Origin of the sequence: Methylobacterium brachiatum (genome assembly GCF_900113845.1) — a bacterium.
Lineage (GTDB): Bacteria > Pseudomonadota > Alphaproteobacteria > Rhizobiales > Beijerinckiaceae > Methylobacterium > Methylobacterium brachiatum.
Window position 1 is genome coordinate 42,140 of the sequence record NZ_FOQW01000026.1, and the last position, 9,823, is coordinate 51,962.

General features: G+C 67.6%; 21 protein-coding genes. 6 read left to right on the plus strand and 15 right to left on the minus strand.

Annotated elements, in window-relative coordinates:
* The 15 genes from BMZ47_RS25595 to BMZ47_RS25660 all read right to left on the minus strand — a co-directional run bounded on the left by BMZ47_RS25595 (position 1) and on the right by BMZ47_RS25660 (position 7,877).
* On the minus strand, positions 1-291 hold the full coding sequence (locus BMZ47_RS25595) for a hypothetical protein (protein WP_091864977.1): 291 nt from the start codon (positions 289-291) through the stop codon (positions 1-3).
* Positions 284-1,474, minus strand: coding sequence for a DUF5131 family protein (locus BMZ47_RS25600; RefSeq protein WP_091864979.1), 1,191 nt, complete (start codon positions 1,472-1,474; stop codon positions 284-286). The genes BMZ47_RS25595 and BMZ47_RS25600 overlap by 8 nt, the downstream gene beginning before the upstream one ends.
* Complete coding sequence (locus BMZ47_RS25605) at positions 1,467-1,871, minus strand: hypothetical protein (RefSeq protein ID WP_091864981.1); 405 nt, start codon at positions 1,869-1,871, stop codon at positions 1,467-1,469. Before BMZ47_RS25605 ends, BMZ47_RS25600 begins: the two co-directional genes overlap by 8 nt.
* A complete protein-coding gene (locus BMZ47_RS25610) occupies positions 1,868-2,152 on the minus strand; it encodes a hypothetical protein (protein WP_091864983.1) in 285 nt (94 codons plus the stop codon). The genes BMZ47_RS25605 and BMZ47_RS25610 overlap by 4 nt, the downstream gene beginning before the upstream one ends.
* Positions 2,153-2,707: a 3'-5' exonuclease family protein gene (locus tag BMZ47_RS25615; protein WP_091864985.1), complete on the minus strand. Its 555-nt coding sequence runs from the start codon at positions 2,705-2,707 to the stop codon at positions 2,153-2,155.
* A 4-nt stretch (positions 2,708-2,711) separates the two neighbouring features.
* Positions 2,712-2,927, minus strand: coding sequence for a hypothetical protein (locus tag BMZ47_RS25620; RefSeq protein WP_139221067.1), 216 nt, complete (start codon positions 2,925-2,927; stop codon positions 2,712-2,714).
* The gene (locus tag BMZ47_RS25625) at positions 2,924-3,685 is read right to left on the minus strand and encodes an N-6 DNA methylase (RefSeq protein WP_091864989.1); all 762 of its coding nucleotides are present in this window, start codon (positions 3,683-3,685) and stop codon (positions 2,924-2,926) included. Before BMZ47_RS25625 ends, BMZ47_RS25620 begins: the two co-directional genes overlap by 4 nt.
* A 3-nt stretch (positions 3,686-3,688) precedes the next feature.
* Entirely contained in the window at positions 3,689-4,072 is a 384-nt protein-coding gene (locus tag BMZ47_RS25630) for a hypothetical protein (RefSeq protein ID WP_139221068.1), read from the minus strand.
* On the minus strand, positions 4,069-4,830 hold the full coding sequence (locus BMZ47_RS25635; RefSeq protein WP_091864993.1) for an adenine nucleotide alpha hydrolase family protein: 762 nt from the start codon (positions 4,828-4,830) through the stop codon (positions 4,069-4,071). Before BMZ47_RS25635 ends, BMZ47_RS25630 begins: the two co-directional genes overlap by 4 nt.
* Entirely contained in the window at positions 4,827-5,201 is a 375-nt protein-coding gene (locus BMZ47_RS25640) for a hypothetical protein (RefSeq protein WP_091864995.1), read from the minus strand. The genes BMZ47_RS25635 and BMZ47_RS25640 overlap by 4 nt, the downstream gene beginning before the upstream one ends.
* A complete protein-coding gene (locus tag BMZ47_RS25645) occupies positions 5,201-5,782 on the minus strand; it encodes an Nmad5 family putative nucleotide modification protein (protein ID WP_091864997.1) in 582 nt (193 codons plus the stop codon). The genes BMZ47_RS25640 and BMZ47_RS25645 overlap by 1 nt, the downstream gene beginning before the upstream one ends.
* Positions 5,779-5,973 carry a hypothetical protein gene (locus BMZ47_RS28275; RefSeq protein WP_139221069.1) on the minus strand — a complete coding sequence of 65 codons (195 nt, stop codon included), beginning with the start codon at positions 5,971-5,973 and terminating at the stop codon, positions 5,779-5,781. The genes BMZ47_RS25645 and BMZ47_RS28275 overlap by 4 nt, the downstream gene beginning before the upstream one ends.
* Positions 5,939-7,042 (minus strand): hypothetical protein, encoded by a 1,104-nt coding sequence (locus BMZ47_RS25650; protein ID WP_091864999.1) that lies wholly within the window; start codon positions 7,040-7,042, stop codon positions 5,939-5,941. The genes BMZ47_RS28275 and BMZ47_RS25650 overlap by 35 nt, the downstream gene beginning before the upstream one ends.
* Positions 7,039-7,227, minus strand: a complete 189-nt coding sequence (locus tag BMZ47_RS25655; RefSeq protein WP_091865001.1) for a helix-turn-helix domain-containing protein — start codon at positions 7,225-7,227, stop codon at positions 7,039-7,041. The genes BMZ47_RS25650 and BMZ47_RS25655 overlap by 4 nt, the downstream gene beginning before the upstream one ends.
* A gap of 68 nt (positions 7,228-7,295) precedes the next feature.
* The gene (locus tag BMZ47_RS25660; protein WP_091865003.1) at positions 7,296-7,877 is read right to left on the minus strand and encodes a helix-turn-helix domain-containing protein; all 582 of its coding nucleotides are present in this window, start codon (positions 7,875-7,877) and stop codon (positions 7,296-7,298) included.
* Between the two features lie 112 nt (positions 7,878-7,989).
* On the opposite strand from BMZ47_RS25660, the gene BMZ47_RS28280 reads away from it, so the two are divergent.
* The 6 genes from BMZ47_RS28280 to BMZ47_RS25685 all read left to right on the plus strand — a co-directional run bounded on the left by BMZ47_RS28280 (position 7,990) and on the right by BMZ47_RS25685 (position 9,802).
* Positions 7,990-8,205 carry a carph-isopro domain-containing protein gene (locus tag BMZ47_RS28280; RefSeq protein WP_139221070.1) on the plus strand — a complete coding sequence of 72 codons (216 nt, stop codon included), beginning with the start codon at positions 7,990-7,992 and terminating at the stop codon, positions 8,203-8,205.
* A gap of 41 nt (positions 8,206-8,246) precedes the next feature.
* Positions 8,247-8,675 (plus strand): RusA family crossover junction endodeoxyribonuclease, encoded by a 429-nt coding sequence (locus tag BMZ47_RS25670; protein WP_091865006.1) that lies wholly within the window; start codon positions 8,247-8,249, stop codon positions 8,673-8,675.
* 9 nt (positions 8,676-8,684) lie between these two features.
* Entirely contained in the window at positions 8,685-8,942 is a 258-nt protein-coding gene (locus tag BMZ47_RS25675) for a hypothetical protein (protein WP_091865008.1), read from the plus strand.
* The gene (locus BMZ47_RS28730) at positions 8,939-9,085 is read left to right on the plus strand and encodes a hypothetical protein (RefSeq protein ID WP_167369110.1); all 147 of its coding nucleotides are present in this window, start codon (positions 8,939-8,941) and stop codon (positions 9,083-9,085) included. The genes BMZ47_RS25675 and BMZ47_RS28730 overlap by 4 nt, the downstream gene beginning before the upstream one ends.
* A gap of 91 nt (positions 9,086-9,176) precedes the next feature.
* Positions 9,177-9,470: a hypothetical protein gene (locus BMZ47_RS25680; RefSeq protein ID WP_091865010.1), complete on the plus strand. Its 294-nt coding sequence runs from the start codon at positions 9,177-9,179 to the stop codon at positions 9,468-9,470.
* 38 nt (positions 9,471-9,508) lie between these two features.
* Entirely contained in the window at positions 9,509-9,802 is a 294-nt protein-coding gene (locus BMZ47_RS25685) for a hypothetical protein (RefSeq protein WP_091865012.1), read from the plus strand.
* Positions 9,803-9,823 lie beyond the last annotated feature (21 nt).

The window sequence follows — 9,823 nt, forward strand, 5'->3', positions numbered from 1 at the left end:
TCAGGCTCCCCGCTTCCCGCCCCAGTATTCCGTCGGCTTCTCCAGCCGCCGGTCGATCGCGCGCTTCAGGGCGTCGGCTGCGAGCTCGTCGCCGTAGTTCGCCCGCCACAGATCCACGGCGGTCACGACCATCACGTGGGCGGCGATGTCGGCCTGCATGCCCTCGTCGAAGGGCTTCTCCAGCAGGTCCATGATCCCTCGGGCGAGCTCGGTGACGTGCCGGCCCGAGACGTTCGCCATGCCTTCCGGCGGGACGTGGCCGGCGGCTTCGCGGCGCTTCTGCTCACCCATGACGCACCTCCGGAAAGCCGTTGTGCTCGACGCCGTCGAGGAGGCGGCCGGCGGCCTTCTTGCCGACGAGCGCCATCATCTCGGGAGCGCGGCCCTGCCAGCCGCTCTCGCGATCCTCGGCCTTGCAGGCGGGCATCGTGACGTCGGTCAGCGTCCGCCCGTCGTTGAAGACGACCCGGTCGAGGGAGGGAGCTCGACCCATCGTCGAGCCGTGCTGGTAGGCGCCCCACTGCTTGAAGAGGTACGCCACCCCCGCGGCCGCGCAGGCGTCGCGGATCTGGCGCGCCCAGTCCGGATGCATCGGCCGGGCGCCGGGGCCGCTCTCGCCGCCCGCTATGATCCAGTCGAGGCGAGCGCCGACGCCGTGGCTGTCGACGTGGAAGATGGTCGGGCTCGGGTAGTGCCCAGCGCGCCCCGTGAGGCTGTTGATCCGCTTCGGGTGCACGGTGGTGCGCCCCTCCGCGTCCGTCTCCTTCGCCGCCTCGATCCGGGTGAAGTCGATCGGCCCGAGCAGCGGCTCGGCCGACACGAACCGAACCGCGGCCGGCGTCGCCAGCAGGTCCGGCACGCGCTCGTCGGCCCGGCGCTGATCCTCGGCCGAGACGCCCAACCAGACGTTCTTCAGCGGCCAGAGCGGCCACGAGCTGCGCTCGTTCCCCAGCTTCAGGTTCTCGGCCGCCGCGTAGCAGTTCCAGCCGGCACCGCCCCGCGGGTCCCGGCTGTTCCTGCCGGGCCCGATCTCCTGAGACAGCAGCTCCAGCGCGGTGATGATCCGCGCCACCAGGTCGGGCGCCGACAGGTACGCCCGCATTCGGCCGGAGCGCTTCGTCAGCACCTGAAAGGTGTGCTGGGACGAAGCCGCCATGACAGCGAAGATCCGATCCAGCACCTCATCCGGTACGCCCGGGTGGAACAGGTCGCCATGGGCGGCCACGAAGATGTTGCGCCCGCGGGCCCACAGCAGCGGCTGGAGAAGCCACTGCTCATTGAACCGGACCTCGCCCGTCCAGACCGGGCCGGCCTTCGTCTCTCGCGTGAGGCCCACGCGGGACGGGTGATTCCGCAGGCGGGTCCCGGCGAGCTTCATCGCATAGCAGTTCGTGCAACCCGGGGTGTCGATGGTGCACCCGGTCACGATCTGCCAAGTCGCGTCGGTCCATTCGATGGATGAGGTCTCAGCCATGATCGGCCTCCGGCTCCTGCATCATCTCCTCGACGATCCAGAGCATTGCGCCGGTGACGCTGCGGAAGGTCAGGGGCTCGCCGCCCCGCTCGCGGTGCGGGTTCCAGCGCTCGTCGTAGATGACGACCTGGCCGGGCTCGCCGCGGATGCGGAAGGCGCGGGACAGATCGCCATCCATCGCGGAGGTGCGCCCACCCGGGTTCGCGGCCTCCCAGGCACTGACGCGGCCTGGGCATTCCCGCGCGATCACGTCCCAGTGCCCAGGGTTGCGGTAGCTGACCGAAAAGCCGAGCGGAAAGAACGGCTGGGCCGCGTCGTAGAAATGCTTCTCGGCAGCGATCTCGCGTGCGCGCCGTTCGGCACCGGACACCTTCTCTTCGAGGTTCAGGTCCGTCATCGGGCGGCTCCCGTGGTGAGGGCTGCACGGGCGCCGGCAAGCCGGCCGAGGGCGGCGACGCGCCCCTGCTCAACGGCGGCCCAGGCATCGACGGCAGCCTTGCTGAGCGTACCAACATGAATGCGCCGGTTGTCGCCCAGTGGAGGCACGGTGGTGTAGACGTCGTGTAGGTGGCCGGGCGTCTCGCCGGGCTCGGCGTGGAAGCCGGGAGAGAGCGGGATGCGCTTCTTTTCTCGATCAGCCCCGGACGCTGCGTCGGTCGTGGTGGTCTGGGTGGACATTCAGGCCTCCGTCGCGGTGGTGGCGGGATCGGCGGAGAGGGGCTTGAAGCCGGGGCCGGTGAGTGATGTCAGGATCCCGGCGCCGCCGAAGGTGCTGTCGTGCAGCCAAGTCCATGCGTCTCGGGTCCACAAAGCGTCTTCCAGCGCATCGTGGGTGCCGTGCGTCTGCTCAGGAGGCTTGCCCCGCCCGGAAAGCATGATGGCTTGCTGAAGATCCCGGACGAACATCGGGAAGCCATCCGGGAGGTCAATCATCCGGCCGTAAAGTTGGCAGAGCGCGACCCAGTCGTAGGACGCGTAGTAAGCCCAAAATTCGGGTTTCGGCCCGGCGAAGATCTGGATGTGCGCCGCCATCTGATCGCGGCTGAAGATGTGCGGTCCACCCCTCAGGTTGGGGAGGACATTCGCCTTCAGCCACGGGTCGCTGCCGGCGAGGTACTCGGCCTCAGGCGCTTCCATGTAGAGGCGCTCTCCGTCCTCACGCACCATGCCGATGCTGATGAGCTTGATGGTCTTGCCATCCTCAAGGAATTCGGTGTCGAACCAGATCTTCATATCTTCACGCTCCTGCGCTGGAGGTTTCGGGGGTCGGGTGGGCGAACAGATCCGGCGTCAGGCTCACAGGGCGCCGAGGCTGCCGTGGAGCGAGGTCATCGATCAGGCTTCCGATCGCGGCCTGCGCCTCCTTCAGATGCCGCTGGATCTGCGCGGCAATCAGCGCGGGGTCGTCCGGCAAGCCATCGGTCGGGGCAGCGGCCCGGCGGCGGCGCATCACGCTTCGCCCTCAGGCATGTTGAGCGACACGAGACAGGTCGAGACGTTCGTCCCAGAGGCCTTGAAGCTGTCCGCCGGGAGTTGTGCGATGGTCCCGCCGAGATCCATGATCCGCTGGCGGAACGCGGCCTGCTTGCCGGCGCGGTAAAGGATCCCGCCCGACATGATTGCTACGAGCCGGCCGCCCGGCTTCAGGAACCGCATCGCGTGCTCGACGTGGGCGATGTCCTGACCCTTCGTGAAGGGCGGGTTCATCACGACGCGGTCGTGCACAGCGCCCGGCTCGCAGGCGAGGAAATCGGCGTGGAGGACGTCGATGATGTCGCCCACGTCGAGGGCCAACCCATCAGCGCGCTTCGCGTCCAACTCGATGCAGTGGACGTTGCCGCCGGCGGCTACTGCGGCCCGGACCAGGGCGCCGAGGCCGGCGCTGGGCTCCAGCACGGACATGTCGGGCGAGATCCGCGCCTCGGCGACAACCCGGGCCGCGAGATCCGGCGGCGTATCGAACTGCTGCAGTTCCTGCCGGACGGAGACGATCTCACCCGTCAGGATGATCGGCTCGATGGCCTCGGCCGCATCGCCCTCGAACAGATGCGCTTGGGCCTTGCGGTTCCACTTCCCGCCAGCAGCTTCAAGTGCCTTGTTGATGTCGGCGTAGAGCTTCCGATCCAGCTTCCCGAGGGCGACGAGCGAGAGCGCATTGCCCTCACAACTAGCGCGGTCGAGGACAGCAAGAACGTCTTGAGATACGCGCATGGCTCACAGGTCTCCCTTGATCGGTTCGGGCGCGGGGATTGGGTGGGGAGGGGAAGGACTGGGCGCATCGGCTCCGCGCGTGCTGTTCCAGATCGTCTCGTCGGGGGCGACGATCAGCCAGGAGTGCTGGCAGCAGTCCTTCCGCAGTCGATCGGCGAGCCGGTAGGCGGTCTGCAGGATCTTGGCGGGCTCGGCCGGGAACCGCGGATAGTTCAGCAGGCCGATACGGAAGCCCTCTTCGACGCCGCCCGTGTAGACGAAGGTGCTGGCCTCAACGGTGACGCAGAGCCCTTCCATGCAAAAACGGCGACACGTCTCCATTGCCGTGCGAAGACAGCCGGCCATGTGGATCGTGACGACGTAGGTTGGCTCGGTGCGTTGGGTCATTGCTCGCACCACATGCTGTCGCAGACAGGTGCGGGCTCGTCCGGCGGCTCGTACTTGCCGCGCAGGCTATTGGCCCACCGGATTACCTCGCGAATGCCGCTCGCGCCCATGTGCCGGTGGGGCCGATACATCGTCTTGCCGACTTCGGCCTCTAGTTGCTCAATCGCGACGATGTCCTGTTCGCCGAAAAGCTTCAGATCTGCCCGGTTCGAGTTGATGCACCTGCACTCGCGCGAACGATGCGGCAGAACCTCAATGCCAGCGCGGCGCAGGAAAGCGTTGCGGGCGTCCTCGTCGAAGGTCGCGAACGGCGCGATCATGCAGCGGTCGCCGTGATTGCCGCTCTTGGCGAGAAACCCGGGGAAGCTGGCGCGATCGTCTGTGGCGTTCTTAGCTTCTGCTCGGCGCACGCCGACGAGGCACACGGCGCGTCGCTCCGGATCATGCTCCTTAAGCCAGCGCATGCCCGGCTCAATCTTCAGACGGAAGGAGCACCACTGGAACTGCTGGGTCGGGAAGCCCTTTTTCTCGCGCGCGAGATCTGGGAACCCGATCGATGCGGTCCGGTAGGTCGCGAAGCCCAGGCTCTCGGCCCAGATCTCCATCCAGAGCACGCGTTCGGCCCAGTCCGCCGTCGCCCAGCCGGTCTCGGAGTAGACGACCGCCACGCCCTCTAGCCGCCACTCGTGCGCCCACTGGATCAGCGCGCAGCTGTCGTTGCCGTAGCTCGAGAAGATCACGAACCGAGGGGCTGTCACGGGCGGCCCTCCGGGCGCAGCACATCCGCGAGGCTGGCGCCGTCCGCGTGCCGGCCCGGCGCGCCGCTGACCTCGAGCAGGTGGTCCCGGCACCACGAGGTCGGCCTGCCGCCCTTCCAAGCGACCGGCTCGCCGCAGAACCGGTGCGCGTCGCGGGCGGCGCCGTGCGACGTGCAGGCGAACCGGCACTGGCCGTCCCGCAACTCGGCGATCCGGTAGGTACCGGGCTCCGGGGTGGGGGCCGTTGCGACCTCGCGGGCCGTGTGCTGGGCCGCCTGGGCGGCGAGAGCCGCGGTCGCCTCGCGGCGCTGGCGCTCGTACAGGAGCGCGGCGCCGGACTTCTTGGCGGGGCGTGTCGCGGGGCGGCCCATTAGACGGCCTCGGGGGCTGGAAGGCCGAGCATGGCGTTCAGCTCGGCGATCTGCGGCGCCGGCAGGCCAGGGGCACCCGTCTTGCTCGCGAGGCCCCGGAAGAAGGGCTCGCCCTCGGGCCATAGGTCGCGCAGGGCCCTGAGCGTGGTGACGCTGTAGAGGAGCGCCTTGAGGGACTGCTGCGCCTTCTCCCGCTCGGCTTTCAGGCCGTCACGGGCCTGTAGGAACGCCTGGACCTCCGCGATCAGCGACTCGTCTGCCACGTTGCCGAGACGTTCGCAGTTCCACTGCTGCGAGGGCACGCGCAGGCCCTCGCCCGCGACGTCGAGGCGGATGTTCATGCCCCCGACGTTGAACCGAAGGCAGGTGTCCGCGCGCAGCCAGCCCGCGGGTATCACCGCGACCGCCTTGCGCACCTTCTCCGAGAACACCGCGTCGTAGCAGCGGCGCGCGAGTCGATCCTCCTCGACCTTCAGCGCGCGGTGCCGGTCGGTGAAGCTTGCCTGGATTGCAGCTTTCACGACGTTATCGCGATCCTGGTTGGTGAGCCGGACGGACGGGATCTTGTCGGTTTTGGTCATCGGGTGCAGAGCTCCAGCCACCACGTTGCGATAATCACATCACTGTCGCCAACATTCAGCACGTCGCCGTCGATGCAGACGCACCGGGGGATCCAGGTCTGAAGGCCGTTGGCGTCGTTCTCGAACAGGACCGACTTGGCGGTTACCCGGACGACCTCACCCGAAAGGGTCTGGAAGATCTTCTTCGTCACGCGCCTCGCCTTTGCTGAGCAGGTCCAGGACGGCGTCGATATCGTCCTGATCCATGGTTGGTCGGGGAAGGTTGTGCGTCTGCACGCGGCGCCCGGCCCAGCGGCCGGTGTTGGCGCCATGAAACTGCAGCGTCCCGCGGATCCGCCCGTCGTCGCTCGCGGCGGCGCGCATCGCTTTCAGCTTCGCGGTGCTGCTCTTGGCGGCATCCCGGCGCAGCTCGAGCGCCCGACGGACGTCGGCAGGCAGATCGGGCCGGGCGAGTAGATCGACGACGTCGGCCTTGGCCACGCCCTCGGTCTTCACGCCGCGCATCGCGATCCAGTCGCCGAGCTCTTTCACCTTCGAGCAGCCTGAGACCCAGCCGCCGGTGGTGATCGCCATCTGCTGTTCGAGGCGCTGCTTCGTCTCCTCGACGACCAGGATGGCGCTCTCGATCGCCGCGAGGTCCACGCGGATCCCGCGGTCGTTGATGCGCTGGTCGATGGTCCAGAGCTCCTGCTCGGCCAGCGAGAGCGGCAGCAGGCGGGATTGCAGCGCGCGCTCCGCCTCGACGTCCTGGGCGCAGTAGCGATACAGCCGCTCCAGCTTGCCAGGCTCCTCCCACCACACCGGCCGGCCGTCCGGCTCGATGCGGCGCGGGCGGGCGAGCTGCATCATCACCTTGCGGCCGTCCATGTCCTTCTGATCGACGAGCCCGACCGCGGCGGCCGCGTTCTCCAAGCTGCCGGGCAGGCCGAGCGCGTAGGCCATGGTCATCGTGCACCGGGTCTGCTCGACCGGCAGCCGCGGCCAGCCGAAGCGCGGCGCCATCATCCGATTCCAGATCGCCAGCTCGAACGCCGCGTTGTGCGCGACGAAGGTGGCGCCGCTCTGGATCGCCCGGAACAGGAACTTGCGGGTCTCGGCCGAGCCGCAGTCGTCCCGGGTCAGTACCTTCACCGGCTCGGCGTCGACCGCGTAGGCCAGACACAGCACGTCGGTGGTCGGGTGCTCGGCGTAGACGTGGACGCCGGCCTTCCTCAGGTCGCAAGCGCTGCGCGTCTCGAAGTCGACGTGCACCGTCCTCACGCGCGCTGCTCCGGCTGCACGCGGTTGGCCCGCTCCCAAGCGACCACGTCGGCCAGCCGGTACCGGACCAGCTTGCCGAGCTTCACGAACGGCACGCCCCGACGCCGGTGGCGGTGCAGCCGCAAGGTCTGCTGCGTGGTCCGCCAGCGGGAGGCGAGTTCACGGGTCGTCAGGTAGGTCGTCACGGCATCTCGCTCTCAACATCGCGGTGGGATAATCGCATCACTTGAAACGCAGGTCAACGCTCCGCAACCTACGTGCGGATCCAGCGGACCGGGGCGGCGCTGACGAGGCGGACGTCTTCGACCGCGGCGCCGGATAGGGGCGTGACCGTGTAGGTGCCCTCGTCGAAGCCGCGGGCGAGGAAGCCTGTCATGATCCGGCCATCGGCGAGGCTGACCACGCTGAGCCGCCCCACCGCGTCGGGCTGCACGTCGCGCGCGGGATAGTAGAACAGCACCCAGCCGTGGTGCGGGGCGCCCGGGCTGTTGACGCGGATCGCGGTGGCGCCCTCGCGCATGTCCTGCGGGGCGGCGACGTTCTTGGTCGAATCGCTCTGATTCAGCGTGCCGCCCGCGGCCACCACGCCCCGGACCGGGATCGACCGCTCGCCGGCCTGGACGGTGACGCCGGCGCGGGCGAGCACCTCGCCGACGGGGACGCCCAAGAACTGCGCCAGCGTCCCGGCCTCGCCGACGGACATCTTTCGCTTGCCGTTTAGCATCAGGCTCAGGGCCGCGTGGTCTATGTCAATCAGCTTGGCAAGGCCTCTCTGGGAGAAGCCTTTGTCCTTGATCAGGCCCTGGAACCAGCCGGTATCGATCGTCGTGCTCATGGGCCAGATATTTCTAAAATCGAAACACGGTGTCAAGTGCGCCAGCGCATAAAATCACCGCTTGACTTATATGATGCGATAATCGAAACATATGCGGGCTGAAGGAGCGCCGATGCCAACCCCCGCAGAGAAGATCATCGCCAAGTTCGACGGGGCTCGGTCCCTGGCGCACGCGATCGGTGTGAAGCCCTCGGCGGTCTACCGCTGGACCTACCCGCGCGAGCGGGGCGGCACCGGCGGCTACGTCCCGACGGCACACATCCCGAAGATCAAGGACGCGGCCGATCTGCTCGGCGTGGTCCTGACCGCAGAGGACTGGGAGGCGTGACCGCCTCGTCGTCCCCCGCTTGGTGCGATATTCGCACCGTGATGCCGCCGACCATCACCCTGGTGCTGGCCGGCGTCCCCAAGGGCAAAGGCCGGCCGCGCTTCTCAAAGGCGACCGGACATGTCTTCACCCCCGAGCCGACCCGCTCCTACGAGGGCGCGCTGAAATACGCCGCCCAGGAAGAGATGGGCTCTCGGCTGCCGCTGCAGGGGCCGATCGAGGTGGTGGTCGAGGCCCGGATGCCGGTGCCGAAATCCTGGTCGAAGACCAAGCAGGCCGCCGCGCTCGCCGGGCGGATCCGACCGACGGGTAAGCCCGACGTCGACAACATTTTCAAGATGCTCGACGCCCTCAACTTTGTCGTTTGGCAAGATGACAGCCAGATCGTCGAGGGTGTCGCAAGCAAATTCTACCACGAGCAGCCGTCCTTGACGATCAAGGTCTGGCAGCGCGCCGATTTCATGGAGTGAGAGGACGCGATGGACACGCAGGAACTGTTGGCAGAACGTGGGAAGACGCACGGTGACTACAGCGACCACGCCCGATACACACAGGCGATCAAGGGCGTGATCGAGAGCAGCCCGAATTGGGCGAAGCTCCAAGACCACGAGCGCGAGACGCTGCACATGCTCGCGCACAAGATCGGCCGCATCCTCGCGGGCGATCCCCACTTCGCCGACCACTGGGACGACCTCGCCGGATACGCGAAGCTCAGCGCCGATCGGAACCGGACATGAGCGCCGCCGAGCAGATGACCGTCGGGTTCTGCATGCTGGCCGGCATCATGGTCGCATGCTCCCCGCTGATGGTGGTCGAGATCATCCGCCAACGCAGAATCGCCGCCGAGATCCGGCAGCTCAATGGAGGGTTCACACGATGAGTGGGTATATCGTTGCCGCGATCGCCGGCGCCGCCGGGGGCTGCTCCCTCGGCATCCTGATGATGGCCATGTTCATCGCCCGGAGCCGCTCATGATCCGGCCGCCCGAAGAGCCGGTCACGGAGACGGCCTCGACTCCCGCGGCGACCCCGGCCGCCGATGTGCAGCGCCTGAAGTTCCTGCTGCGCTCTGGCAACGCTTTCATGGTCGACGGCGTGCTGGATTGGGGAATGAAGCATCTGCGCGGGCGTGTGATTGGGCTGATGCTGAAGCAGGCGACCGACGCGAAATACGCCCGGGTCGTCGTCGACAGCATCGACCTCAGCCAGATCGAGGCGGTGGTGCTCCTGCCGGCCGCCGGGCCCGGGAAGCGCGCGAACGAGTAGGCGGAGGGGAAAGCATTCGAACTCGCGGGAGGAGCGCCTTGAGCTACAGCGTGAAGAACCTATTCCAGAAGCGCCCGGACACCATTGCTCGCGGAGACGTAGAAGACGGCGTGATCGTCGTCCGCATTCGTCCGCGGATGGGAGAGGAAGGCACGGGATCCGAAGTTACGCGCCTGCACTGGAAGCACCACTTATACAGGCCGGAGCATCCGCTACACGATGGCATTCTCAAGATGATCGCCGAGCGGATGGCCGACCTTGTGAACGAGGCCCACGAACAAGGCTATAGCCAAGCGCAGCAGGATATACGCCGCTCGCTCGGGCTCGGCTGAATAGGGCGGAGGGGGCATCCG

Excerpts from the sequence above, each read along its gene's own strand:
- BMZ47_RS25645 (WP_091864997.1), bottom strand. The coding sequence starts at position 5,782 with ATGACCAAAACCGACAAGATCCCGTCCGTCCGGCTCACCAACCAGGAT.
- BMZ47_RS25610 (WP_091864983.1), bottom strand. The coding sequence starts at position 2,152 with ATGTCCACCCAGACCACCACGACCGACGCAGCGTCCGGGGCTGATCGA.
- BMZ47_RS25600 (WP_091864979.1), bottom strand. The coding sequence starts at position 1,474 with ATGGCTGAGACCTCATCCATCGAATGGACCGACGCGACTTGGCAGATC.
- BMZ47_RS25595 (WP_091864977.1), bottom strand. The coding sequence starts at position 291 with ATGGGTGAGCAGAAGCGCCGCGAAGCCGCCGGCCACGTCCCGCCGGAA.
- BMZ47_RS25670 (WP_091865006.1), top strand. The coding sequence starts at position 8,247 with ATGCCGCCGACCATCACCCTGGTGCTGGCCGGCGTCCCCAAGGGCAAA.
- BMZ47_RS25660 (WP_091865003.1), bottom strand. The coding sequence starts at position 7,877 with ATGAGCACGACGATCGATACCGGCTGGTTCCAGGGCCTGATCAAGGAC.
- BMZ47_RS25615 (WP_091864985.1), bottom strand. The coding sequence starts at position 2,707 with ATGAAGATCTGGTTCGACACCGAATTCCTTGAGGATGGCAAGACCATC.
- BMZ47_RS28730 (WP_167369110.1), top strand. The coding sequence starts at position 8,939 with ATGAGCGCCGCCGAGCAGATGACCGTCGGGTTCTGCATGCTGGCCGGC.
- BMZ47_RS25625 (WP_091864989.1), bottom strand. The coding sequence starts at position 3,685 with ATGCGCGTATCTCAAGACGTTCTTGCTGTCCTCGACCGCGCTAGTTGT.
- BMZ47_RS25630 (WP_139221068.1), bottom strand. The coding sequence starts at position 4,072 with ATGACCCAACGCACCGAGCCAACCTACGTCGTCACGATCCACATGGCC.
- BMZ47_RS25680 (WP_091865010.1), top strand. The coding sequence starts at position 9,177 with ATGATCCGGCCGCCCGAAGAGCCGGTCACGGAGACGGCCTCGACTCCC.
- BMZ47_RS25675 (WP_091865008.1), top strand. The coding sequence starts at position 8,685 with ATGGACACGCAGGAACTGTTGGCAGAACGTGGGAAGACGCACGGTGAC.
- BMZ47_RS28280 (WP_139221070.1), top strand. The coding sequence starts at position 7,990 with ATGCCAACCCCCGCAGAGAAGATCATCGCCAAGTTCGACGGGGCTCGG.
- BMZ47_RS25640 (WP_091864995.1), bottom strand. The coding sequence starts at position 5,201 with ATGGGCCGCCCCGCGACACGCCCCGCCAAGAAGTCCGGCGCCGCGCTC.
- BMZ47_RS25605 (WP_091864981.1), bottom strand. The coding sequence starts at position 1,871 with ATGACGGACCTGAACCTCGAAGAGAAGGTGTCCGGTGCCGAACGGCGC.